Origin of the sequence: Streptomyces sp. SDT5-1 (assembly GCF_052245995.1) — a bacterium.
In the GTDB taxonomy this organism is placed as follows: domain Bacteria; phylum Actinomycetota; class Actinomycetes; order Streptomycetales; family Streptomycetaceae; genus Streptomyces.
Window position 1 is genome coordinate 6,720,189 of sequence record NZ_CM125963.1, and the last position, 23,565, is coordinate 6,743,753.

At 71.7% G+C, this 23,565-nt stretch carries 19 protein-coding genes; 8 read left to right on the forward strand and 11 right to left on the reverse strand.

Annotated elements, in window-relative coordinates:
• Positions 1 to 4: 4 nt before the first annotated feature.
• The 3 genes from ACTWJ8_RS30825 to ACTWJ8_RS30835 all read left to right on the forward strand — a co-directional run bounded on the left by ACTWJ8_RS30825 (position 5) and on the right by ACTWJ8_RS30835 (position 4,268).
• Positions 5 to 1,474 (forward strand): cellulose binding domain-containing protein, encoded by a 1,470-nt coding sequence (locus tag ACTWJ8_RS30825; RefSeq protein WP_443260883.1) that lies wholly within the window; start codon positions 5 to 7, stop codon positions 1,472 to 1,474.
• Between the two features lie 17 nt (positions 1,475 to 1,491).
• A complete protein-coding gene (locus ACTWJ8_RS30830) occupies positions 1,492 to 3,225 on the forward strand; it encodes a glycoside hydrolase family 6 protein (RefSeq protein WP_443260884.1) in 1,734 nt (577 codons plus the stop codon).
• A gap of 116 nt (positions 3,226 to 3,341) precedes the next feature.
• The gene (locus ACTWJ8_RS30835) at positions 3,342 to 4,268 is read left to right on the forward strand and encodes a class I SAM-dependent methyltransferase (protein WP_356379482.1); all 927 of its coding nucleotides are present in this window, start codon (positions 3,342 to 3,344) and stop codon (positions 4,266 to 4,268) included.
• Between the two features lie 74 nt (positions 4,269 to 4,342).
• Here the strand turns inward: ACTWJ8_RS30835 and ACTWJ8_RS30840 are convergent, their stop codons facing one another.
• The 6 genes from ACTWJ8_RS30840 to ACTWJ8_RS30865 form a co-directional block, all read right to left on the reverse strand.
• Complete coding sequence (locus ACTWJ8_RS30840; protein WP_443265039.1) at positions 4,343 to 5,134, reverse strand: aldo/keto reductase; 792 nt, start codon at positions 5,132 to 5,134, stop codon at positions 4,343 to 4,345.
• Positions 5,135 to 5,287: 153 nt separating this feature from the next.
• Entirely contained in the window at positions 5,288 to 6,022 is a 735-nt protein-coding gene (locus tag ACTWJ8_RS30845) for an ABC transporter ATP-binding protein (protein WP_443260885.1), read from the reverse strand.
• Positions 6,019 to 8,685 (reverse strand): ABC transporter permease subunit, encoded by a 2,667-nt coding sequence (locus ACTWJ8_RS30850; protein WP_443260886.1) that lies wholly within the window; start codon positions 8,683 to 8,685, stop codon positions 6,019 to 6,021. Before ACTWJ8_RS30850 ends, ACTWJ8_RS30845 begins: the two co-directional genes overlap by 4 nt.
• 22 nt (positions 8,686 to 8,707) lie before the next feature.
• Positions 8,708 to 9,970 carry an ABC transporter substrate-binding protein gene (locus ACTWJ8_RS30855; protein WP_443260887.1) on the reverse strand — a complete coding sequence of 421 codons (1,263 nt, stop codon included), beginning with the start codon at positions 9,968 to 9,970 and terminating at the stop codon, positions 8,708 to 8,710.
• Between the two features lie 118 nt (positions 9,971 to 10,088).
• Entirely contained in the window at positions 10,089 to 11,918 is a 1,830-nt protein-coding gene (locus ACTWJ8_RS30860; protein WP_356379494.1) for an AMP-dependent synthetase/ligase, read from the reverse strand.
• A 291-nt stretch (positions 11,919 to 12,209) separates the two neighbouring features.
• Complete coding sequence (locus tag ACTWJ8_RS30865; RefSeq protein ID WP_443260888.1) at positions 12,210 to 13,073, reverse strand: LysR substrate-binding domain-containing protein; 864 nt, start codon at positions 13,071 to 13,073, stop codon at positions 12,210 to 12,212.
• A 125-nt stretch (positions 13,074 to 13,198) separates the two neighbouring features.
• Between ACTWJ8_RS30865 and ACTWJ8_RS30870 the strand changes: the two genes are divergently transcribed.
• Positions 13,199 to 14,248: a bile acid:sodium symporter family protein gene (locus ACTWJ8_RS30870; RefSeq protein WP_356379500.1), complete on the forward strand. Its 1,050-nt coding sequence runs from the start codon at positions 13,199 to 13,201 to the stop codon at positions 14,246 to 14,248.
• Here the strand turns inward: ACTWJ8_RS30870 and ACTWJ8_RS30875 are convergent.
• From ACTWJ8_RS30875 to ACTWJ8_RS30885, 3 genes are all read right to left on the reverse strand, one after another.
• Entirely contained in the window at positions 14,178 to 15,335 is a 1,158-nt protein-coding gene (locus tag ACTWJ8_RS30875; RefSeq protein ID WP_443265041.1) for a DUF4185 domain-containing protein, read from the reverse strand. The genes ACTWJ8_RS30870 and ACTWJ8_RS30875 overlap by 71 nt on opposite strands.
• 61 nt (positions 15,336 to 15,396) lie before the next feature.
• The gene (locus tag ACTWJ8_RS30880) at positions 15,397 to 16,974 is read right to left on the reverse strand and encodes an APC family permease (protein ID WP_443260889.1); all 1,578 of its coding nucleotides are present in this window, start codon (positions 16,972 to 16,974) and stop codon (positions 15,397 to 15,399) included.
• 72 nt (positions 16,975 to 17,046) lie between these two features.
• On the reverse strand, positions 17,047 to 18,528 hold the full coding sequence (locus ACTWJ8_RS30885) for an aminotransferase class I/II-fold pyridoxal phosphate-dependent enzyme (RefSeq protein ID WP_356379505.1): 1,482 nt from the start codon (positions 18,526 to 18,528) through the stop codon (positions 17,047 to 17,049).
• Positions 18,529 to 18,612: 84 nt separating this feature from the next.
• Here ACTWJ8_RS30885 and ACTWJ8_RS30890 point away from each other — a divergent pair, with 84 nt between their 5' ends.
• Entirely contained in the window at positions 18,613 to 19,533 is a 921-nt protein-coding gene (locus ACTWJ8_RS30890) for a LysR family transcriptional regulator (protein WP_443260890.1), read from the forward strand.
• A gap of 9 nt (positions 19,534 to 19,542) precedes the next feature.
• Here the strand turns inward: ACTWJ8_RS30890 and ACTWJ8_RS30895 are convergent, their stop codons facing one another.
• On the reverse strand, positions 19,543 to 20,466 hold the full coding sequence (locus ACTWJ8_RS30895; RefSeq protein ID WP_443260891.1) for a quinone oxidoreductase family protein: 924 nt from the start codon (positions 20,464 to 20,466) through the stop codon (positions 19,543 to 19,545).
• 106 nt (positions 20,467 to 20,572) lie between these two features.
• Between ACTWJ8_RS30895 and ACTWJ8_RS30900 the strand changes: the two genes are divergently transcribed.
• Positions 20,573 to 21,034, forward strand: a complete 462-nt coding sequence (locus tag ACTWJ8_RS30900) for a MarR family winged helix-turn-helix transcriptional regulator (RefSeq protein WP_443260892.1) — start codon at positions 20,573 to 20,575, stop codon at positions 21,032 to 21,034.
• A 23-nt stretch (positions 21,035 to 21,057) separates the two neighbouring features.
• Here the strand turns inward: ACTWJ8_RS30900 and fdhD are convergent, their stop codons facing one another.
• Entirely contained in the window at positions 21,058 to 21,906 is an 849-nt protein-coding gene (fdhD, locus tag ACTWJ8_RS30905; protein ID WP_443260893.1) for a formate dehydrogenase accessory sulfurtransferase FdhD, read from the reverse strand.
• A 192-nt stretch (positions 21,907 to 22,098) separates the two neighbouring features.
• Between fdhD and ACTWJ8_RS30910 the strand changes: the two genes are divergently transcribed.
• Both ACTWJ8_RS30910 and ACTWJ8_RS30915 read left to right on the forward strand, forming a co-directional pair.
• Positions 22,099 to 23,451, forward strand: coding sequence for an OFA family MFS transporter (locus ACTWJ8_RS30910; RefSeq protein ID WP_443260894.1), 1,353 nt, complete (start codon positions 22,099 to 22,101; stop codon positions 23,449 to 23,451).
• Positions 23,408 to 23,554 (forward strand): MFS transporter small subunit, encoded by a 147-nt coding sequence (locus tag ACTWJ8_RS30915; RefSeq protein WP_443260895.1) that lies wholly within the window; start codon positions 23,408 to 23,410, stop codon positions 23,552 to 23,554. The genes ACTWJ8_RS30910 and ACTWJ8_RS30915 overlap by 44 nt, the downstream gene beginning before the upstream one ends.
• Positions 23,555 to 23,565 lie beyond the last annotated feature (11 nt).

Below are 23,565 nucleotides of genomic sequence, written 5' to 3' on the forward strand. Positions count from 1 at the left end.
GCTCATGCGACACCCCCCGCCCCTTTTATCCCTCTGGGTGTGCGCCGCGCTCGCCGCGGCCGCGCTCGTCCCCCTGACCGGCACCGCATCGGCTGCCGCCCCCGCCTGCACGGTCGAGTACTCCGTCACCGGGCAGTGGAGCGGCGGCTTCCAGGGCGCCGTGAAGGTCACCAACAACGGTGCGGCGAAGGACGGTTGGAGCCTGTCCTTCGACTTCGCCGACGGCCAGAAGGTCACCCAGGGCTGGAGCGCCAAGTGGTCCCAGTCCGGCACCACGGTGACCGCGGCCAACGAGGCGTGGAACGGCGCGCTCGCCGCGGGCGCCTCCGTCTCCGCCGGCTTCGTCGGCTCCTGGTCGGGCGCCAACACCGTGCCCACCTCCTTCGAGCTGAACGGCGTCACCTGCAACACCGACACCACGGACCCGACGGACCCGCCCGACCCCGACCCCGGTGGCGGCGCCGCTCCCGTCCTGAAGGTCTCCGGCAACAAGCTCGTCGACGCCTCCGGAGCCACCCGCCGCATCCTCGGCGTGAACCGCTCGGGTGCCGAGTTCATGTGCGTACAGGGCTACGGGATCTTCGACGGCCCGGTCGACGACGCGGCGATCCGGGCGATCGCCGACTGGAAGGCGAACGCCGTCCGCATCCCGCTCAACGAGGAGTGCTGGCTCGGCCTCGACAACATCAAACCCGAGTACGGAGGCGCCAACTACCAAGAGGCCATCAAGAAGTTGGTCGACCGCGTCACCGCCCACGGCATGACACCGATCCTCGAGATGCACTGGTCCCACGGCCAGTACACCGGGAACTCGGCGGGCTGCTCCGACGTGCACGCCACCTGCCAGAAGCCGATGCCCGACGCGCGGTACGCGCCCAGCTTCTGGTCGTCGGTCGCGAGCACCTTCAAGGCGCGGCCCGAGGTCGTCCTCGACCTGTTCAACGAGCCGTACCCGGACCGCGCCACCTCCAGCCTCTCCGAGGCATGGGCCTGCTGGAAGGACGGCGGGACGTGCCCCGGTATCGGCTACGAGGTCGCCGGCATGCAGGACATGGTCGACGCCGTCCGCGCGGCGGGCGCCACGAACCTGATCCTGGCGGGCGGCCTCGCGTACTCCAACGACCTGCGGCAGTGGCTCGCCCACAAGCCGTCCGACCCGGCCGGAAATCTCGCCGCGGCCTGGCACGTCTACAACTTCAACACCTGTTCCAGTGAGGCCTGTTGGGACGATCAGCTCGCGCCCGTCGCCCGGCAGGTGCCGCTGGTGGCGGGGGAGATCGGCGAGAACACCTGCTCCCACGCCTTCATCGACCGGGTCATGAAGTGGTTCGACGACCACGGGCAGTCGTACCTCGGCTGGACCTGGAACACCTGGGACTGCTCCTCCGGTCCCTCGCTCATCAGCGACTACGACGGCACGCCGACCAGCTTCGGGGTCGGCCTGCGCGACCACCTGAAGACACTCACCGGCTGAAAGGGACCCCGTACCCCATGTCTCGTATCCGATCGAGATCACGGGCCGGCACCGCCGCGCTCGCCGCCCTCGCCCTCACCGGCGCCGGCTGCCTCGCGGGCGCCGCCGTCGCCCTCCCCGCCCACGCCGCCGCCCCCGCGTGCAGCGTCGACTACAAGGTGCAGAACGACTGGGGCAGCGGCTTCACCACCGCCGTCACCGTCACCAACAACGGCGCGGCCGTGAACGGCTGGAACCTCACCTGGTCCTACGCGGGCAACCAGAAGGTGAGCTCCGGCTGGAACGCCGACATCTCCCAGTCGGGCGCCGCCGTCACCGCCAAGAACGTCTCGTACAACGGCTCCCTCGCCACCGGCGCCTCCGCCTCCTTCGGCTTCAACGCCACGTACAGCGGCAGCAACGCCCTGCCGACCACCTTCAAGCTCAACGGCGTCACCTGCGGCGAGGACACCACGGGCCCGACCGACCCGCCGGACCCCACGGACCCGCCGGAACCCGGCGACCGCGTCGACAACCCGTACGCGGGCGCCAAGGTGTACGTGAACCCGGAGTGGTCCGCGAAGGCCAAGGCGGAGCCCGGCGGCGACCGCATCGCCAACCAGCCCACCGGTGTGTGGCTCGACCGGATCGCCGCCATCGAGGGCGTCGGCGACGGCATGGGCCTGCGCGACCACCTCGACGCCGCGCTCGCCCAGAAGGGCAGCGGCGAGGAGGTCGTCCAGCTGGTCGTCTACGACCTGCCGGGCCGCGACTGCGCCGCCCTCGCCTCCAACGGCGAACTCGGCCCGACGGAGATCGACAAGTACAGGTCGGACTTCATCGACCCGATCGCGAAGATCCTCTCCGACTCCAAGTACGCGGGCCTGCGCATCGTCACCACCATCGAGATCGACTCGCTGCCCAACCTCGTCACCAACGTCTCGGGCCGCCCGACCGCCACGCCCAACTGCGACACCATGAAGGCCAACGGCAACTACCAGAAGGGCGTCGGCTACGCCCTCGACAAGCTCGGCGCCATCCCGAACGTCTACAACTACATCGACGCGGGCCACCACGGCTGGCTCGGCTGGGACGACAACTTCGGCGCATCGGCCGAACTGTTCAAGACCACCGCGACCAGCAACGGCGCACAGCTCTCCGACGTCCACGGCTTCATCGTGAACACCGCCAACTACAGCGCCCTGAAGGAGGACAACTTCGCCATCGGCGACAGCGTCAACGGCAAGTCCGTGCGCGAGTCGAAGTGGGTCGACTGGAACCGGTACACCGACGAGCTGTCCTACGCGCAGGCCATGCGCGACAAGCTGGTCTCGCTCGGCTTCGACCAGAACCTCGGCATGCTGATCGACACCTCCCGCAACGGCTGGGGCGGCGCGGCGCGGCCCACGGGCCCCGGTGCCAAGACCGACGTCGACACGTACGTGGACGGCGGGCGCTACGACCGCCGCATCCACCTCGGCAACTGGTGCAACCAGGCGGGCGCGGGGCTCGGCGAGCGCCCGCAGGCCAACCCCGCGACCGGGATCGACGCCTACGTGTGGATGAAGCCGCCGGGCGAGTCGGACGGGTCGAGCACCGCCATCGACAACGACGAGGGCAAGGGCTTCGACCGCATGTGCGACCCGACGTACACCGGCAACCCGCGGAACAACAACCACATGTCCGGAGCGCTGCCGAACGCCCCGGTGTCCGGGCACTGGTTCTCCGCCCAGTTCCAGGAGCTCATGAAGAACGCCCACCCGGCGCTGTAGGCCACCCAGTGCCGAAATGTTGCCGAGTCGGCAACGTGGCTTGCCTGCCCGTATGGCGTCCGCGCACCCTGAGGGCGACGGACGACATACGGGCACGAAGGGCGGCGACACCGGACATGGCACACGGCCACCACCAGCACGAACAGCACGGCGGACACGGGAAGGGCCACGGTCACGGCACGCACGGCGGCCACGACCACACGGACATCGACTGGGCCGACATGATCCCGATGCTGGAGCGCAACGCCTCCGTGTACGAGCCGCTCTACACGCAGGCCCTCTCCTGGCTCCGCGACGCACGCCCGGCCGGCACCGGCCTGATCGTCGACGCGGGCGCGGGACCCGGCGCCGTCTCCCTGCACCTCGCCACGGCCTTCCCCGAGGCCCGCGTCATCGCCGCCGACCCCGAGGAGAAGCTGCTCGCCCGCGCCACGGAGCGGTTCGCGCAGCACGGCATCGCCGAGCGGACCGGCACGCTGCGCGTCGAACTCCCGGACAGCATCGACGAGTTGCCGCACGCGGATCTCATCTGGGCGGCCCGCTCCCTGCACCACGTGGGCGACCAGCGGGCCGCTGTCGCCGCGCTCGCCGGACGGCTCGCGCCCGGCGGCACCCTCGCGCTCGTCGAGGGCGGACTGCCGCAGCGCTGCCTGCCCCGCGACTTCGGCATCGGGAAGCCGGGGCTCCAGGCGCGGGCCGACGCCATCGAGGAGGAGTGGTTCGGCGACATGCGCGCCAACCTGCCGGGCGCCAAGGAGGACACCGAGAACTGGGCGGAGCTGCTCACCGACGCGGGTCTCACGGGTGCCACGAGCCGCACCTTCCTGCTCGATCTGCCCGCCCCGCTCTCCGGCGAGGCCCGCGAGACCGTCATCGACCTGTGGAAGCGCCGCCTGGAGGTGTTCGAGGAGGCCCTCTCGCCCGAGGACATGGCCACCATCGGGCGGCTCATGGACGAGGACGACCCGCAGAGCCTGTACCGCCGCGACGACGTCTTCCTGCTGACCGCGCACACCGTGCACACGGCGGTCAAGGCGGCCTGAGCCGCGTACGCGACAGGGCCCCGGAGCGCACTCCGGGGCCCTGTTCCGCCTTCTCGGGCGTCAGGCGTCAGAGGTCAGGCGACGTCGAACGTCGCCGGGTCCGGGCCGAGCCGCCGGTCCTCGTTGAGCGCGGAGATCGCGCCGAGGTCCTCGTTGTCCAGCTCGAAGCCGAACACGTCGATGTTCTCCTTGATCCGCGACGGCGTCACGGACTTCGGGATCACGACGTTGCCCAGCTGGACGTGCCAGCGCAGCACGACCTGCGCGGGCGTACGGCCGTGCTTCTGCGCGATCGCGACGATCGCAGGGACCTCCAGGAGGCCCTTGCCCTGGCCCAGCGGCGACCAGGCCTCGGTCGCGATGCCCAGCTCCGCGTGCTTCTCGCGGGAGACGCGCTGCTGGAGGTGCGGGTGCAGCTCGATCTGGTTGACGGCCGGGATCACGGAGGTCTCGGCGGTCAGCCGGTCGAGGTGCTCCGGCAGGAAGTTGGACACGCCGATGGACTTGGCGCGGCCGTCCGCCTGGATCTTCTCGAAGGCCTTGTACGTGTCCACGGCGAGGCCCTTGGACGGCAGCGGCCAGTGGATCAGGTACAGGTCGACGTAGTCGAGACCCAGCTTCTCCAGCGAGGCGTCGAAGGCGCGGAGCGTGGAGTCGTAGCCCTGGTCGCCGTTCCACAGCTTCGTCGTGACGAACAGCTCCTCGCGGGGCAGGCCGGACGCGGCGATGGCCTTGCCTGTGCCCTCCTCGTTGCCGTAGATCGCGGCGGTGTCGATGCTGCGGTACCCGGCCTCCAGCGCCGTCGCGACCGCCTTCTCGGCCTCGTCGTCCGGCACCTGCCACACGCCGAAGCCGAGCTGCGGCATCTCGACGCCGTTGTTCAGGATGATCGGGGGAACCTTGCTCACGAGGTGTCGATCCTTTGTCGTCCGGTGATGGTGGCTGTGCACACTTCGGTACTCCCATGGTCAACGATCACGGGCGTACGCGCATTCCTGTGGGTGGCACCAGGATGACAGTCACCTTTGTGAACTTTGCGCCGGGGTCTGTGACCCCAGGTACGCCTCGCGTACCCGTGCGTCGGCCCGGATCACCTCCGCGGTCCCCTCCGCGAGCACCGAACCCAGGTCGAGGACGACGACCCGCGAGCACAGCTCCATCACGAACGCCACGTTGTGCTCGACGAGCAGCACCGCGCAGCCGTCGTCCGCCAGGCGCCGCACCGCCGCCGCGAGCAGCTCGCGCTCCCGCGCCGTCATGCCCGACGCGGGCTCGTCGAGCAGCAGCACGCGCGGCCGGTCGGCCGCGGCCCGCGCCAGCTCCAGCATGCGGGCCCGGCCGACCGGGAGCGTGCCCGCGTACGTGTCCGAGAGCTCGGCGAGCCCGCAGGCGCGCAGCAGTTCGTCCGAGCGGGCGGGGTCGGCGCCGCCGCGCCGCCACTCCTGCGCGACCAGCAGGTTGTCCGCGACCGTGAGCTGGCCGAACGGCTGCTGGCGCTGGAACGTGCGACGCATCCCGTGCCGGGCACGCCAGACGGGGGAGCGCCGGGTGACGTCCGCGCCGTCGAGCAGCACCCGGCCCGCGTCGGGCCTGCGAATACCGGACACGACGTCGAAGAAGGTGGTCTTGCCCGCGCCGTTCGGCCCGATGAGCCCGCACACCTCGCCGGGCGCGAGCCGCAGGCCCACCCCGTCGAGGGCCCGCACGCCGCCGAAGCGCACGCCGATGTCCTCGGCTTCGAGTGCGTTCCTCATGAGTGTTCGGCCTCCTTGGTCGCCGCGATCCCGAGGTACGCCTCCGTGAGCCGCTCGGCCTCCACCTTCTCGCGCGGACCGCACCAGGTGACTCGGCCCTGCGCGAGGTACGCCACGGTGTCCGCGACGCCGAGGATCTCCGAGGCCTTCTCCTCGACGAGCAGCAGGCCGGTGCCGGCGTCGCGCAGCTCGGCGAGCAGCCGGTACACCTCGTCGGCGACGCGCGGGGCGAGGCCGAGCGAGGGCTCGTCGGCGACGAGGACGCGCGGCGGGCGGTGCAGCAGCGGGGCGAGCGCGAGGAGCTGCTGCTCGCCGCCGGAGAGCGAGCCCGCGGTGACGCCGCGCCGCGCGGCGAGGCCGGCGAACCGCTCGTAGACCGCCGACCGGTCGCTCTGGTCGGGGAGTTGGAGCGCGAGGTTCTCGTCGACCGTGAGGGCGGGGAAGATGCCGCGGCCCTCCGGGGCGAGCACGACCCCGGCGCGTGCCCGCCGGACCGCTCCCTCGGTGCCGGCCGGGGACCCGGCGACGTACACCTCGCCCTGACGTGGTGTCATGAGCCCCGCCGCGACCTTGCACGTCGTCGACTTGCCCGCGCCGTTGGGGCCGAGGAGCGCCACGATCTCGCCGGGGTGGACGGTGAGGTCGACGCCCTGGAGGACGCGGGCGCCGTCGTATCCGGCCTGGACGCCCGCGAGTTGGAGCGCCGCGCCGGGCTCGGGGGCAGGCACCGGAACGTCCTCGACAGTGTCGGCCGTCGCGGTCCTGCGGCGGTGGCGGCGGGCCGGGATCGCCGCGCAGTAGCCGTCCGGGTCGTTGGCGAGCGCGAGGCCCGCGAGGCCGAAGAGGATCACCGGGAGCTGCACGGACTCGGTCAGGTAGTCGCTGATGAGGTGCGGCACGACGGCGAAGGTGAGGCCCGCGACCACCGCGAACTGCGGCCTGCGCACCCCTGCCGCGACCACCACGGCGAGCCAGATGAGCCCGGTCATCGCCGTGAAGTCGGTCGCGGTGATACGGGTGTTGTACGAGGCGTACATCACGCCGCCGAACCCGGCGAGCCCCGCCGAGACCGTGAACAGCAGCAGCTTCGTGCGGATCACGGAGACACCGGAGGCCATCGCGGCTGCGGGCGCCGAGCGGACGGCGAGCATCGCCCGGCCCGCCCGCGAAGTGCGCAGCGCGCTCAGGCCCGCCACCGCCGCCGTGCACAGGACGACCATGGCCACGCCCATCGCCCGGTCGTCGCCGAGGTCGATCGGTCCGGCGACGGCGCGCGGGATCTCCCAGCCGGTGTCGCCGTTCCTCAACCAGCCCAGCTGGAAAAGGACTTGATCCGCCAGGAAGGCGAGCGCGAGCGTGGCGAGCGCCAGGGAGCGCCCGCCGAGCCGCAGCGCCGGCAGCGCCACGAGCGCGCCGAGCAGCGCGGCGGCGCACGTCCCGGCGAGCGTCGCCCAGAGGAACGGCACGCCGTGACTCATCAGGAGCCCCGCCACGAGCGCCGCGCCCGTCACGAACGCGGCCTGCGCGAGCGACACCATCGCCCCGAGCCCGGTCACGACGGTGAACGACAGGAACACGAGGGAGATCGCGAGGCCCTGGGCGAGGATGCCGCTCCAGAACGGCGTCGTCACCGTGTAGAAGGCCACCGCCATGAGCACCGCTGCCGCCGCCCACGGCCCCCAGCGCCGCGGCCAGGACCGGCCCGCCAGATAGTCCGCGGGCGGCGCGTCGGCCACCGCAGTGCCCGCCGTGCGCTGCCGCCGCGTGAGCAGCAGCAGACCGGCGAACAGGATCAGGAACGGCACCGCCGTGCGGAAGCCGGTGATCTTCTCCGCGAACGTGGCGTACCCCGCGACGAGGTTCTGGAGCACGCCGAGCGCGAGCCCGCCCGCGAAGGCCAGCGGGATCGACAGGAAGCGGCCGAGCACCGCGGCGGTCGCCGACACGAACAGGAACAGCGTGAAGTCGTGCGAGGAGAGCCCCAGCAGGGGAGTGGCGAGCACCCCCGCCAGGCCCGCGAGCACCGACGACAGCATCCATGCCACCGACGAGAGCCGGTCGGCGCTGATCCCGCGCAGCTCGACGAGCGTACGGTTGTCGACGGCCGCCCGCAGCCTGAGCCCAAGTGCCGTGTGGCGCAGCAGAATCCACAGCGCGAGCGCGACGACGGCGGTCGTCACCCATGTGATCAGCTGGTCGGAGTCGATGCCGACGCCGTCCATCAGCTGCCAGTTCCTCGCCGGACTCGGCCCGACGCCGGGGAGCCCGAACTGGTTCTCCGCGGGCTTGACCGGCGCCCCCGCGTCCTCGAGCAGCTCGACGATCCACAGGCCGAGCGCGGGCAGCGCGACGAGCAGCCCGATCGTCGCCACGATCTGCGCGGTCTCGCCGACCCGCGCCAGCTTTCTGAACATCAGCCGGTCGAGCCCCCAGCCGAGCAGGGGAGCCGCGACGAGGACGAGCAGCAGCGCCGTCGGCACGGCCGGCCAGCCGAAGCCGGAGTGCAACTCGTAGAAGGCGAGCGCGCACAGATAGGCGGTCGCGCCGTGCGCGAAGTTGAAGAGCCCGGAGGCCGAGTAGGAGAGTACGAGGCCGGTGGCGAGCAGCGCGTACAGCGCCCCCGACACGAGCCCGCTCAGCACGAAGGCAAGCAGATCCGACACGTCAACACCACGTCCCTCAGGCCTACTTGAAGGGGATCGGCGGATAGCACTTGAACGCGGACGACACCCGGTACGCCCCGTCCTTCAGCTGGGCGAGCGCCCCGCAGCCGAACGACTCGGTGCGCCCGCGCGGCAGCGCCCGGTCGCCGACGAGCGTCCCGGTGTCGGAGAAGCCGTTCGCGGCCTTCTGGAACGACGCGACGGTCAGGTTCTTGCCGGCCTTCTGCGCGATGGCGAGGAACAGGTCGGCGCTCATGTACCCCGTCATCATGTGCATGTTGAGGGGGACGTCCTTGCCGCCCGACGCCTTCTCGATGTCGGCCTTGAACTGCTTCATGCCCGGCGTGTCCGCCTCGAACGGCTCGAAGGACAGCAGCACGTGCACCCCGTCGAGCGCCTGCTTGGTGGCCTTCTTGGCGAGCAGGCCGGGGTCGTAGTCCGTCGGATCGGTGAGCACGCCCTTGTACCCGGTGCGCTTGACCGCCGTGAACAGGTCGATGTTGTACGGCGTCTGCATCACGGAGACGACCACGTCCGGCGCCTTGCCGCCGTCGCTGCGCAGCAGCTCCTTCGTGTACGCCGACCAGTCGCTCGGCACCGCGGTCGCGGGGACGGTCGCCTTGGCGTAACTGACCTTGTACCCGGCCGACTTGAAGGACTGCTTGTACGTGCGGACGGCGAAGGTGCCCGCGTCGTTGTCGTTGGCGAGGATCGCGACCGACTTGCCCTCGGCGCCGCCCGTGACCTTCTTCAGGCCCTCGGGCCAGGTCTGCGAGATGGTGCCGCCGGGCATCGGCACCATGCAGCCGCCGAAGCCGTAGATGTACGTGGGTCCGCAGAACGAGGGGAGCGTGCCCCAGCCGAACGTCGGCACCTTCTGCTTCTGGAGGAAGTCCGCGCCGGAGAACGTCACCGAGCTCATCGGCGAGATCGCGAACACCTTGTCCTGCTGGACGAGTTTGCGGGCCGCCGCGAGGTTCTTCGCCGGGTCCTGGCCGTCGTCCTCCGCGCCCAGGTAGTCGATCGTCCGGCCGTTGACCCCGCCCTCCGCGTTGGCACGGTCGAAGCGGGCCTTCGCGCCGAGGTCGGTGTCCTTCTTGCTGTAGCCGCTCGACGTCGTCATGGAGACGATGCCGCCCACCTTGATGCTGTCGTCGGTCACACCGCGGACCGAGCCCCCGGGCCCGCCGGCGGTGTTGTTCCCGCTGTTGGCGGTGGAGTTGCAGGCGGTGGCGAGCAGGAGTGCCGCCACGGTGGCGGTGATGGCGCGGATCGGTCGCGACACGGTCGGTCCCCCTCCGTCGGAGTGAGGGTGATTCTGTGTGCGACCTGATGAACCGTCAATAACTGACGCATCGACAATTGATGACTCGTCAGTTACCCACGGTTTACCCCGAGTGGGGTCACGTGGTGCCGTACAGGGCGTCGACCTCCGCCGCGTACGCCTGCTCGATGGCCTTGCGCTTGAGCTTGAGGGACGGTGTGAGCAGGCCGTGCTCCTCGGTGAACTGGTGGGCGAGGATCCGGAACGTACGGATCGACTCGGCCTGCGAGACCAGGGTGTTGGCGGCGACGACCGCGCGCCGCACCTCCGTCTCCAGGTCGGAGTCGCGCACCAGTTCAGCCGGGGACATCGACTGCTTGCCGCGCATCCCGAGCCAGTGCTCGACCGCCTCGGTGTCCAGGGTGACCAGGGCCGCGATGTACGGCCTGTCGTTGCCGACGACGAGGCACTGCGCGATCAGCGGATGGTCGCGGACCCGCTCCTCCAGCTGCTGCGGCGAGACGCTCTTGCCGCCGGAGGTCACGAGGATCTCCTTCTTGCGGCCCGTGATCGTGAGGTAGCCGTCCTCGTCGAGCGAGCCCAGGTCGCCGGTGGCGAGCCAGCCGTCGTACAGGGAGGTGTCGGTGGCCTTCGGGTCGTTGAGGTAGCCCTGGAAGATGTTGCCGCCGTAGACCCACACCTCGCCGTCGTCCGCGATGTGCACGGACGAGCCGGGGATGGCCTGGCCGACGGTGCCGAAGCGGGTCTGCTCCGGCGGGTTCGCGGTCGCGGCCGCCGTCGACTCGGTCAGCCCGTAGCCCTCGAAGATCCGCACGCCCGCGCCGTCGAAGAACAGCCCGAGCCGCCGGTCCATGCCCGAGCCGCCGGAGAACGCGTGCCGCACCCGGCCGCCCATGGCCGCGCGCACCTTGGAGTAGACGAGCTTGTCGAAGACGGAGTGCTGCATGCGCAGCGACGCGGACGGTCCAGGGCCCGTGCCGAATGCTTTCGCCTCCTGGGCGTCCGCGTACTTCACGGCGCACTCGATGGCCTTCTCGAACGGCCCCGACTTGCCCTCGCTCTCCGCCTTCCTGCGCGCGGCGCTGAACACCTTCTCGAAGATGTACGGCACGGCGAGGATGAACGTCGGCTTGAACGACTGGAGGTCGGGCAGCAGCGCGGAGGCCCGCAGCTCCGGCTGGTGGGCCAGCTTCACGCCGCCGCGGATCGCCGCGACCTCCACCATCCGCCCGAAGACGTGCGCGAGCGGCAGGAAGAGCAGGGTCGCGGGGGTGCGGTCGCGCTTGGAGGAGAACACCGGCTCCCAGTACGCGACAACGGTGTCGGCCTCGTACATGAAGTTGCCGTGCGAGATCACACAGCCCTTGGGGCGGCCCGTGGTGCCGGACGTGTAGATGATCGTGGCCGTCGACTCGGGGGTGATCGCGCGGCGGTGCCGGTGCACCGTCTCGTCGTCGATGTGGGTGCCCGACGCGGTGATCTCGTCGACGGCGCCGCCGTCGAGCTGCCACAGCCGGTGCAGATGCGGCAGCCGGCCGATGACCGTGGCGACCGTCATCGCGTGGTCCTCGTGCTCCACGATCGCCGCGGAGACCTCGGCGTCGTACAGCATCCAGAAGACCTGCTCGGCGGAGGACGTCGGGTAGATCGGGACGACCTGCGCGCCGATGGTCCACAGCGCGAAGTCGAACAGCGTCCACTCGTACCGGGTGCGCGACATGATCGCGACCCGGTCGCCGAACCGGATGCCCTGGGCGAGCAGGCCCTTGGCGAGACCGAGCACCTCGTCGCGGAACCGCTCGGAGGTGACGTCCCGCCACGCGCCCTGCGCGTCCTTGCGGGCCAGGGCTATATGGCCCGGTGTGTCCAGGGCATGATCGAACACGGCGTCGGCCAGGCCGCCGACCAGCGGCGCCGACGCCACAGGGGGGTTGGTGAACTCACGCAAAGTTGCTCCTTGTGGCGCTCCGCACAGCGTCGGTGACGGTACCCGACCGCAAGCGCCTGTGGGAGTGCCTGCGCGGAGCGGAAGGTGCGCGGAATTTGCACAGGTCAGACGTTTATAACGGGCCACAACGGATGGAGCGGGGCAGAATACTTACGCCCGAGTAAGTTTCGGGAGCGTAATCTCCCGGCCCTCTTCACGGGTCTCCATTGGATCTGTGCAAAGAGGTCACCGCCGCCCGTCGGGAGAGTTTTTAGACGGAGTGGTCGGTTCCGGGGGACGGTACCACTGTCCTCAGCGCGCCCCGCGGTGCAGTCGGTCGCCGCCCGCCAGAATCGCCTGCGCGAGCGCCCGCGCGGGCTCGCTCTCGCCCCGCGTCGCGCTGCGCACCACGAAGTCCACCTCGCCCAGCTCCGGCAGCCCCGCCCGCTCCGGAACCCGTACGAGCCCCGGTGGGATCAGGCCGTGCGAGTGCGCCATCACGCCGAGCCCGGCCCGCGCCGCCGCCACCAGACCGTTCAGCGAACCGCTCGTGCAGGCGATCCGCCACGGCCGCCCGTGCCGCTCCAGCGCCTCCAGGGCCAGGGCGCGGGAGATGCCGGGCGGCGGATAGACGATCAGCGGCACCGGCCGGTCCTGGTCGACGCGGAGCCGCTCCGAGCCGATCCACACCAGCCGGTCGTGCCACACCGACTCGCCGCGCGGATCCTCCGGGCGCCGCTTCGCCAGCACCAGGTCCAGCTTTCCGGCGTCCAGCTGCGCGTGCAGCGTCCCGGACAGCTCGACCGTCAACTCCAGGTCCACCTCCGGGTGCTCGGCCCGGAACGACTCCAGGATCTCCGGCAGCCGGGTCACCACGAAGTCCTCCGACGCCCCGAACCGCAGCCGGCCGCGCAACCGCGTCCCCGTGAAGAACGCCGCCGCCTGCTCGTGCACCTCCAGGATCCGGCGCGCGAACCCGAGCATCGCCTCGCCGTCCTCCGTCAGCTCCACGGAGTGCGTGTCCCGCGTGAACAGCGTGCGCCCCGTCGCGTCCTCCAGGCGCCGCACATGCTGGCTCACCGTCGACTGGCGCAGGCCGAGGCGGCGCGCCGCCTGCGTGAAGCTCAGCGTCTGAGCCACGGCGAGAAGGGTCCTGAGCTGCCCGGGGTCGTACATGGACCGCAGCCTACGCCCGCTCATCACGCAACGCGATCACAGTAAGAACGGTATGCAGGATTCCCGATCACGACATCGAGGAGGACGATGGAGAGGGCACGACACGTACCGAGAGCAAGGAACCAATGAAACGCCTGACCTGGCCGAGCTGGATGCCGATCGACCCGTACATCCTGGCGTTGATCGGAACAGTGGGCCTCGCCGCACTGCTCCCGGCCCGCGGGACCGCCGCCGACGTCGCGTCCGGCGCCTCCACCGCCGCCGTCGCCTTCCTCTTCTTCCTCTACGGGGCGCGCCTGTCGACCCGTGAGGCGATGGACGGACTGCGCCACTGGCGACTCCACGTCACCGTCCTCGTCTGCACGTTCGTCGTCTTCCCGCTGCTCGGCCTCGCGGCCCGCGGCCTTGTGCCGGTCCTGCTGCCGCAGAACCTCTTCGAGGGCCTCCTCTTCCTCACCCTCGTCCCGTCGACGATCCAGTCCTCGATCGCCTTCACCTCGATCGCCCGCGGCAACGTCCCCGCGGCGATCTGCGCGGGCTCCTTCTCCTCGCTCGCCGGCATCGTGCTCACGCCGCTGCTCGCGGCGGCGCTGCTCGGCAACAGCGGCGGCGGCTTCTCCGCCGACTCGCTCGTCAAGATCGTGCTCCAGCTCCTCGTGCCGTTCCTCGCGGGCCAGTTGCTGCGCCGCTGGGTCGGCGGATTCATCACCCGGCACAAGAAGATCCTCGGCTACGTCGACCGCGGCTCGATCCTGCTCGTCGTCTACACCGCGTTCAGCGAGGGCATGGTGCAGGGCATCTGGCACCAGGTCAGCGCGGTCCGGCTCGCCGGGCTGCTCGTCGTGGAGGCGGTGCTGCTCGCGGTCATGCTCCTCCTGACCTGGTACGGCGCCAAGGCGCTCGGCTTCGACCGGGCCGACCGGGTCGCCATCCAGTTCGCCGGCTCGAAGAAGTCCCTCGCGTCCGGACTCCCCATGGCCAGCGTGCTGTTCGGCGCGCACGCCTCGCTCGCCGTGCTGCCGCTGATGCTCTTCCACCAGATGCAGCTGATGGTGTGCGCGGTCATCGCCAAGCGCCGCTCCCGGGACCCCGAGGAGCCGGAGTTCAGCGAGTCGCTGGAGTCCCCAGCCGAAGAGACACGAACCGCGGTCGGTACAGCGACACGTTCCGGCTGAGCTGAGCCTGCGCGGTGGCGGGCGCGGCGTCCAGCCAGTTGACGTCGTAGCTGAGGACCAGCCGCCCGCCGCCGGACAGCGCGGGGTGCGCCTGCGGGTTGTACGCGGCGGCCCCCGAGGGCGTCGCCGCGTCGTGCGGCAGCGGGGGCGTGAACGCCTTCGCGGGCCCGTGCCAGGGGCCGGTCGGCGCGCACGACCAGTACGAGGTCACCTCGGTCAGGCCCTTCGCGCCCGCCGCGGTCGTGAACAGCACATACGTGCCGCCGTCCTTGACGACCGAGAAGGCAGTGCCGACGCCGCGCCGCTCGCCGTCGCCGAGGACCGGCGCGGCGCGCGAGCCCCACCGCTCGCCGTCCCAGTACCGCCACGCCCGCACGTCGCCGAGGCGCCCGACGGGGGCCCGGGCCACGTACGCGCGGTGGGTCGCCCGCTGCCCGTCGTCAGCGCCGAAGACGTATGTCCACCCGCCTGCGTCGACCGCGGTCGTCCCGTACAACACGCGCCGCGCCGGATCCGGCACCTGCCGCTGGTCGAGGACCTGCGTGATGCCCTGGAGGCGCAGGTCGGGCAGCGACAGGGTGGCCACCTCCGTCGCGTTCGGCACCCCGAACACGTACGGGTCCGCGCCCTTGGCCCGCGTCCACAGCAGCACCCGTACGACCTTGCGTCCGTCGCTCTCCTCGACGCGGGCGGCGACGGGCCAGCGCCATTCGCCCGCGGCGGTGTCCGGGAACAGGGGTGCGGCGAGCGTCCGCTCCGGACGTCCGCTCCGGTCGGTCACGACAGCCGAGTTCCGTACGAAGGGTGCCTCGGCGGTGCGCCAGGGATGCGGCTGGCCCGCCGGGTTCGGGGGCGGGTGCACGGCGCCGAGGTAGCTGTCGGAGAACAACCACAACACCCGCCCGTCCGGCAGCCGCACGGAATGCGTCCCGTCGCCGCCGGTCCAGTCGTCGGTGCGCGTGGTGTCGTCCCCGTACCGCGCGAACGCGCCCGTGAGCCGCTCGTCCGCGGTCCAGGAGGCGACGGCGCGCGGCGCGCAACGCCCGTCGCCCTCCCGCTCGGGGAGGGCGACGAACACCACCACCATCAGCGCGCCCACACCCACGAGCGCGCCCCACCACTTCCACCGCGTCCGCACGCCGGCGACGCTAGCGCGCGCGGTTCCCACGGTCCACGTGTCTGCGGCCTCCCAAATCAAGCCCCTGCGGCGATTGAGCAGCGGGGTCCGGGGCAGAGCCCCGAGGCGTGGGGACGGACCGGGCAGGAGCGGGCGTGAGGCCCAGACGGGAATGGTGCCGCCCATACCGGAGGTACAGCACGGCCGCCCCACCGACCCACACCCCGAACAACGCCCACGTCGACCAGTGCAACCCGTACAACAGATACGCACACGCCCCGAGACTCAGCACCGGCGTCACCGGATACCCCGGCACCCGGAACCCCCGCTCGAGCCCCGGCTGCGTGCGCCGCAGCACCATCACCCCCACCGACACCACGGCGAACGCCACCAGCGTCCCCATGCTGGTCAGATCGGCGAGCACATCGAGCGGCACGAACGCCGCAAGCACCGTGATGCCCACGCACACCACGACCGTGTTCCGCACCGGCGTCCGCGTCCGCGCCGACACCTTCGCGAACAGCGGCGGCAGCAACCCGTCACGCCCCATCGCGTAGAGGATGCGCGTCTGCCCGTAGATCGACACGAGCGTCACACTGAAGATGGAGACGACCGCGCCGCCCGCGAACACGAGCGCAGGCCAGTGCGCCCCGGTGACCCGCTCCAGGATCTGCGCGAGCCCGGCCTCCTGCCCGCTGAACGCCCGCCACGGCTGCGCCCCGAGCGCGGTCAGCGCCACCGCCAGGTACAGCGCGGTGACCACGCCGAGCGACAGCAGCAGGGCCAGCGGCACCGTGCGCCGCGGATTGCGCACCTCCTCGCCCGCCGTGGAGATCGCGTCGAGCCCGATGAACGAGAAGAAGATCCCGGACGCCGCCGTGCCGACCCCGGCGATCCCCAGCGGCAGGAACGGTTCGAGCCGCCCCGCCTCGAACCCGGTCGCCGCCACCCCGACGAACAGCAGCAGCACGAGCACCTTCACGGCCACCATCACCGCGTTCACGGCCGCCGACTCGCGCGCCCCGCGCACCAGGAGCAGACAGCACAGGCCGACGAGCACCACGGCCGGCAGATTGACCAGGCCGCCGCTGCCGGGCGCAGCCGACAGCGCGTGCGGCAGCCGCACCCCGAACAGCAGATCGGTGAAGAGGTTCAGATACTCGCCCCAGCTGACGGCCGTCGCCGACGCCGCCACCCCGTACTCCAGGAGCAGACACGCCCCGACGGCGAAGGCGACGCCCTCGCCGAGCGTCGCGTACGCGTAGGAGTACGAGGACCCGGAGACGGGGATCGCGGAGGCCAACTCGCAGTAGCACAGGGCGGTGAGCCCCGCGGCGATCGCGACGACCACGAACGACAGCAGCACGGCGGGTCCCGCCTGCGGCACCGATGTGGTCAGCACGAAGAAGATGCCGGTGCCGACGGTGCAGCTGATGCCGATCGCGGCCAACTGCCAAAGACCGATGGAGCGATCGAGGGTGGCGCCACCGGCGCCGCCCCCCGAGCCTCCTGGACTTCCGGCGCTCTCGGCGCCGCTCTCGGCGAGCAGTTCCGCCACCGGCTTCTTGCGCAGGGCGACGGAGAGCAGGGGTGGTCGAGCTGGGGCCACGGGCACATCCTTGGGCTCGGTGGTACGGGGAGAAAGGGGTGAAGCGGTCGGTCGCGGTCGGTTCCGGTCGGCTCAGTCCGTGACGCGCAAGGCCGTCACGGCGGGGTCGGGCGCCCCGCGCACATGTCCGCCCGGTGCCCGCGCGGTCTCCTGGAAGAAGGCGACGTGCTCGGCGGTGATCACCTCACCGGGCAGCACGTTCGGGATGCCCGGCGGGTACGCGGCCAGGGTGTCGGCGGAGACCCGCCCCACGGCCTCGGCGGCGGGCACGAGGCGGCTCGGCCCGAGGAACGCCTCGCGCACGGTGGCGCGGACGGGACCGGGCGCCGGGAGTCGTAGGGCAGTCAACTCGCGTGCGGGGCCGTCGAGTTGCGGGAGCGCGTGCAGCGCGTCCACGAAGCGGTCCGCGTCCGGTGCGCTGCCCGCGCCGACGACCGCGACGATCGCGGACGCGGTGGCGACCTCGACGTGCACACGGTGCTCGCGCAGCAGCCGGCGGCGCGCCTCGTGCCCGGGGACGCCGCCCGCGCGGGTGCCGATGGCGACGCGCAGCGGGTCGACGCCGACGACGTCGGGGAAGGCCCCGGCGAACGCGTCGCCGACGACGGGGAAGCGGCCCTCCGCCCGGATCCGGTCACGGATCTTGTCGGCGCACTCCACGGACTCCAGGACCCGCCCCGGTTCGGCCGCGAGGGACTGCCGGGCCAGGTCGAGCGAGGCGAGCAGCAGCGCGGACGCGCTGGTGGACTGCGTCAGGTGGAACACCCGCTGCACCAGCGGTTCGAGCACGGCCCGGAACGGCCCGTCGGCGAGGTGCAGCATCGCCGCCTGCGTGAGGCTGCCCGCCAGCTTGTGCGTGCTGGACACCACGAGGTCGGCGCCGAGCGCCAGCGCGTTCGCCGGTACGGCGGGGTGGAAGCCGAAGTGGCTGCCCCACGCCTCGTCGACGATCAGCGGCACCCCGGCGGCGTGTGCCACGTCGGCGAGCGCCCTGACGTCGGCGACGGCGCCGAAGTAGCTGGGCGTCACCACGTACGCGGCGGCCGCTCCCGGTGCGTCGGCGAGCGCCCGCTCCAGGTCGGCGGCCGTGACGCCGTGCGCGATGCCGAGGCCGTGGTCGACCGACGGCTGCACGAAGCGCGCCCGCATCCCGGACAGGACGAGGGAGTCGACGACGCTGGAGTGGACGCTGCGCTGCACCACGAGCGTGTCGCCGAGGGAGCGGGCCACGAGCCCCGCGATCCGGTTGCCCTGCGAGGCCCCGTTGGTGAGGAACCAGGTGCGGGCGGCGCCCCAGGCGTCGGCGGCGAGGGCGAGCGCCTCGTCCATCGGCGTGGGCGCCGCGCCGAGGTCGAGCCCTTCGAGCAGCGGCGGGAAGTCCATCCGCAGCACGTCGGCGCCGAAGGTCTCCGCGAGGTGCGGGAAGCGCTCGGGCTGCGCGGCGTGGCCCGGCACGTTCAGGCGCAGCCAGTCGTCGGCCGCGCTCGCGCGGACGGCTTCGGCGTAGGGCGCCCTGCCGTGGTCGTCGGGGTCGTAGGCGAGTTCTCGTGTCACGCCGCCGACCCTGGCAGCCGGGAACGATCAAGAGAACAGAAGAATTTCTTGTAAGGGTCCAGATTTCATCAATAACCTGTCGTCGTGTTGGATCTTCGTCACCTTTATGTCCTGCGTGCGATCGCCCGGGAAGGATCGCTCGCGGGCGCCGCGCGCTCGCTGTACTGCAGCCAGCCCACCGTCACCCACCATCTCGCCACGCTCGAGGGGCACTTCGGGGCCCGGCTCGTCGAGCGCGGGCCGCGCGGTGCCACGCTCACCGACGCGGGGCGCACCCTGCTGCCGCACGCGGACGCGGTCGTGCGCAGACTCGGCCGCGCGGAGGACGAGATACGCATGCTGCTCGGCGGGGCGGGGTCGGTGCTGCGGGTCGGCGCGTTCCCCACGGCGAGCGCGCTGCTGCTGCCGCGCGCGGTGCGGCAGGTCGCCGAGCAGGGCGTGACCTTCGACCTCACGGAGGGCGAACTCCCGGCGCTCCTCGACCTGCTGCGCCGCGACGAACTTCACGTCGCCCTCGTCTTCACCCAGCCCGACGACCCGCTCACCCTCGACGACGGCATCACCCTGCACCCCGTGCTCGACGACCCGCTCGACCTCGTGCTGCCGCCCGACCACCCGTGCGCGGACCTCGACCGGGTGCCGCTGAAGGCGCTGCGCGAGGAGTCGTGGATCGTCGGCACCACCGCCTGGGACCCCTGCGACCGCCAGCTCGACCGCGCCTGCGAGGAGGCCGGCTACCGGCCGCTGACCGCGCTGCGCTCCGACGACTACGGCGTCATCCAGGGCCACGTCGCGGCGGGCGCGGGTGTCGCGCTCGTCCCCCGGCTCGCGCTCAGCTCGCCGCGCCCCGACATCGTCGTACGCCCCGTCGATGGCGCCCGCCTCGCCCGCCGCATCTCCGCCGCCACGGTCGGCCCGCCCCGCGGCCGCGGCGCACGCGACCTCGTGGCCGCGGTCCGCACCCAGGCCGACCGCATCGCGGCGGACTGGCGCAGGGCGGCGTGAGTCCGGCCGTCAGGGGACCAGTACGACCTTCCCGGTGTTGGCGCGCTCCTCGATCACGGTGTGCGCCTCCGCGGCCCGGTCGAGCGAGAACTCGCGGTGGACGACCGGCTTCAGGCGCCCCGTCAGGTAAAACTCCCACACCTCCGCGCGCCACCGCTCGTACGTCTCGGGCCGTTCGCGCGCGACGAGGCCCATCTGGAAGCCGATCACCGACTTCGCTCCCACCAGCAGGTCGTACGCCTCGACCGTGCCGCCGCCCGAGCTGTACGCCACGAGCCTGCCGTGCGGCGCGAGCGCGGCCACGGCGGGCTTCAGGAGCGCGCCGCCGACCGCGTCGAGCACGTAGTCGACGGGCTCGCCCCACGACCCGGCGTCGTACGTCACGACCTCGTCGGCCCCGAGTTCCCGCACGAATTCCGCCTTCCGCGCGCCGGATACGGCGGCCACGACCCGCCGGGCCCCCTTCAACCGGGCCAGTTGCAGGGCGAGATGACCCACGCCGCTCGCCGCGGCGGTCACCAGTGCGGCCTCGTCCGGCTCGGGGCGTGCCGCCTGGAGCGCCCCGTACGCCACGAGCCCGCTGCGGACGAGTGCCACCGCGGCGACGGCGCTCGCGCCCGCCGGCACGGGGGACGCCATCGCGGCGTGCAGCAGGACGAAGTCGGCGTAGCCGTGGCCGAAGACGAGCCCGGTGACCCGGTCGCCGACCGCGTATCCCGTCACGCCGGCGCCGAGGGCCACCACCTCGCCGGCGACCTCCCCGCCGAGCGGGATCGGCTCGGCCGCCTCGCGGATCTTGCGGACCACGGGCAGGGTGACGCCGATCGCCTCGGCGCGCACGAGGAGTTCGCCGGGTCCGGGCTCGGGGGCGGGCACCTCCTCCAGGAACAGCGCCTCGGGCCCGCCGCTGTGTTCGTACCGGACACGACGCATGGACGTGACCACCTCCGCCTGCCGTCGATTTCATTGGGAACTCCAACGGAATCGACGATAGGGCATTTCATTGGGAAGCCCAATGTGTTTTCGGTACGGTGACGCCATGAGTGCACCGAATCCGCCGCCCACCGCCCCCGCGAGCATCCGCGATCTGCCCAGCTGGCTGCTCGGGCGGGCCGCCGCGCGCGGCCGGGAACTGGTCGCCGACGCACTCGCCGGGCACGGCCTGAAGATGTGGCACCACGTGGTGCTCAGCGCGGTGGCCGATGAAGGCCCCGTGGCGCAGGCGGATCTGGTGCGGGCCGTCCGGCTCGACCCCAAGGACATGGTCGGTGTCCTCAACGACCTCCAGGCCGCGGGCCTCGTCGAGCGCGCGCCCGACCCCAGAGACGGCCGCAAGAATTCCGTCACGATCACGCCGGAGGGCACCCGGCTCGTCGCCATGTGCGCGGCGGCGGCGCGCGAGGCCAACCTCGAACTCCTCGCGCCCCTGTCGGCGGTCGAGCAGGAGCGGTTCCTGGAGATGCTGCGACGCGTCGCGGGCGTCCCGCCCGCCACGGACTGAAGGACGCCGCGCGGGCCGGGCCTTCAGCTCCGGGCCGGCGTCGGCTCCAGGGCGATGCGGTCCTCGCCCGCGTAGATGTTCATGGAGCTGCCGCGCAGGAAGCCGACCAGGGTCAGGCCCGTCTCCGCCGCGAGGTCCACCGCGAGCGACGAGGGCGCCGACACCGCCGCGAGCACCGGGATGCCCGCCATCACGGCCTTCTGCGCCAGCTCGAACGAGGCGCGGCCCGACACCATCAGGATCGAGCGGGACAGCGGCAGGTCGCCGTTCTGCAGGGCGCGGCCGACGAGCTTGTCCACCGCGTTGTGCCGCCCGACGTCCTCCCGGATGTCGACGAGCGTGCCCTCCTCGTCGAAGAGCGCCGCCGCGTGCAGGCCCCCGGTCCGGTCGAAGACGCGCTGGGCCTCACGCAGCCGGTCGGGAAGCGAGGCGAGCAGCTCGGGTGCGAGCCGGACCGGGGGAGTGTCGGCGATCGGGAACCGGGCCGTGGTGCGCACCGCGTCGAGGCTCGCCTTGCCGCACAGGCCGCACGACGAGGTCGTGTAGACGTTGCGCTCCAGGGTGATGTCCGGCATCTCGACGCCCGGCGCGGTCCGCACGTCCACCACGTTGTACGTGTTGCTGCCGTCCTCCGTGGCGCCCGCGCAGTACACGATGTTCTGCAGCTCGGCGGCGGAGCCGAGGACGCCCTCGCTGACCAGGAAGCCGGCCGCGAGCGGGAAGTCGTCCCCGGGGGTGCGCATGGTGATGGCGAGCGGCTTGCCGTTCAGCCGGATCTCCAGCGGTTCCTCTGCGACCAGTGTGTCCGGCCGCGTGGAGACGTGGCCGTCCCGTATCCGGATCACCTTGCGTCGTTCCGTGACTCGTCCCATGTCCCGATACGTCCTCATCGCCGGTCGTGGCCGCTGCTCTGCGTCGCTCCCCATTCTCCTGCACCGCGGGCGAAGCCCGTGCGCGGCGTCCGACGGTATACTGACTACAGTATGGAAGTGCGGGTGGTGGTCGACAAGAGGCCGCGCCCAGGGGGTTTTCAACTCCCCTGCGACTGCTTACGGTTCGGGATCATGAGGCCCCCCGTCGCACCGGCCGGCTGGAGCCGCTGGCTCGTGCCCCCCGCCGCGCTCTCCGTACATCTCTCCATCGGCCAGGCCTACGCCTGGAGCGTTTTCAAACCTCCCCTGGAGTCGGCCCTCGGCCTGAACGGCACGCAGAGCGCCCTGCCCTTCCAGCTCGGCATCGTCATGCTCGGCCTGTCCGCCGCGTTCGGCGGCACGCTCGTCGAGCGCAACGGGCCGCGCTGGGCGATGACCGTCGCGCTCGTCTGCTTCTCCTCGGGCTTCCTGCTCTCCTCGCTGGGCGCGGCCACCGAGCAGTACTGGCTGATCGTGTTCGGCTACGGCTTCATCGGCGGCATCGGCCTCGGCATCGGCTACATCTCGCCCGTCTCCACACTGATCAAGTGGTTCCCCGACCGGCCCGGCATGGCCACCGGCATCGCCATCATGGGCTTCGGCGGCGGCGCGCTCATCGCATCGCCGTGGAGCGCCCAGATGCTGGAGTCCTTCGGCTCCGACAGCGGCGGCATCGCCCTCGCGTTCCTGGTGCACGGGCTCGCGTACGCGGTGTTCATGACGCTCGGCGTGCTGCTCGTGCGCGTACCGAGGCCCACGGCGGAGGAGGCCGGAGGCGCCGCGCGGGCGGCCGTCACCGGTCCGCAGGTCTCCGCGAAGCAGGCGATCCGCACGCCCCAGTTCTGGTGCCTGTGGATCGTCCTGACCATGAACGTCACCGCGGGCATCGGCATCCTGGAGAAGGCCGCGCCGATGATCACGGACTTCTTCGCCGACAGCAGCACCCCGGTCTCCGCCTCCGCCGCCGCGGGCTTCGTCGCGCTGCTCTCCGCCGCGAACATGGCGGGCCGCATCGGCTGGTCCTCCACGTCCGACCTCATCGGCCGCAAGAACGTCTACCGCCTGTACCTCGGCGTCGGCGCCCTCATGTACCTGCTCATCGCGCTGTGGGGCGACGCCTCGAAGCCGCTCTTCGTGCTCTGCGCCCTCGTGATCCTCTCCTTCTACGGAGGCGGCTTCGCGACCATCCCCGCGTACCTGAAGGACCTCTTCGGGACGTACGAGGTCGGCGCCATCCACGGCCGGCTGCTCACCGCCTGGTCCACCGCGGGCGTCCTCGGCCCGCTCATCGTCAACTGGGTCGCCGACAGCCAGGAGAGCGCGGGCAAGCACGGCGCGAACCTGTACGGCGTCTCCTTCATCATCATGATCGGCCTGCTGGTCGTCGGCTTCGTCGCCAACGAGCTGGTACGCCCCGTCCACGCCCGCCACCACGTAGTCCCCGCCCCCAGGGAGCCCGCAGATGACATCGACGCCGCAGCAGCAGACCGGACGGAACGCGCCTGACCGGCGCGGCCTGATCGCCCTGGCCTGGGTGTGGGTGGGACTGCCGCTCGCGTACGGGCTGTACGAACTGGTGCAAAAGGCCACACAACTGTTCACCGGGTGAACGGGCGTGAC

What these genes read in the sequence shown, in the direction of transcription:
- ACTWJ8_RS30825 (WP_443260883.1), top strand. Translation starts at nt 5, where the DNA reads ATGCGACACCCCCCGCCCCTTTTATCCCTCTGGGTGTGCGCCGCGCTC.
- ACTWJ8_RS30830 (WP_443260884.1), top strand. Translation starts at nt 1,492, where the DNA reads ATGTCTCGTATCCGATCGAGATCACGGGCCGGCACCGCCGCGCTCGCC.
- ACTWJ8_RS30835 (WP_356379482.1), top strand. Translation starts at nt 3,342, where the DNA reads ATGGCACACGGCCACCACCAGCACGAACAGCACGGCGGACACGGGAAG.
- ACTWJ8_RS30840 (WP_443265039.1), bottom strand. Translation starts at nt 5,134, where the DNA reads ATGCCGCAGCTCGGCTTCGGCGTGTGGCAGGTGCCGGACGACGAGGCC.
- ACTWJ8_RS30845 (WP_443260885.1), bottom strand. Translation starts at nt 6,022, where the DNA reads ATGAGGAACGCACTCGAAGCCGAGGACATCGGCGTGCGCTTCGGCGGC.
- ACTWJ8_RS30865 (WP_443260888.1), bottom strand. Translation starts at nt 13,073, where the DNA reads ATGTACGACCCCGGGCAGCTCAGGACCCTTCTCGCCGTGGCTCAGACG.
- ACTWJ8_RS30870 (WP_356379500.1), top strand. Translation starts at nt 13,199, where the DNA reads ATGAAACGCCTGACCTGGCCGAGCTGGATGCCGATCGACCCGTACATC.
- ACTWJ8_RS30875 (WP_443265041.1), bottom strand. Translation starts at nt 15,335, where the DNA reads ATGGTGGTGGTGTTCGTCGCCCTCCCCGAGCGGGAGGGCGACGGGCGT.
- ACTWJ8_RS30895 (WP_443260891.1), bottom strand. Translation starts at nt 20,466, where the DNA reads ATGCGTCGTGTCCGGTACGAACACAGCGGCGGGCCCGAGGCGCTGTTC.
- ACTWJ8_RS30900 (WP_443260892.1), top strand. Translation starts at nt 20,573, where the DNA reads ATGAGTGCACCGAATCCGCCGCCCACCGCCCCCGCGAGCATCCGCGAT.
- fdhD (WP_443260893.1), bottom strand. Translation starts at nt 21,906, where the DNA reads ATGGGACGAGTCACGGAACGACGCAAGGTGATCCGGATACGGGACGGC.
- ACTWJ8_RS30910 (WP_443260894.1), top strand. Translation starts at nt 22,099, where the DNA reads ATGAGGCCCCCCGTCGCACCGGCCGGCTGGAGCCGCTGGCTCGTGCCC.
- ACTWJ8_RS30915 (WP_443260895.1), top strand. Translation starts at nt 23,408, where the DNA reads ATGACATCGACGCCGCAGCAGCAGACCGGACGGAACGCGCCTGACCGG.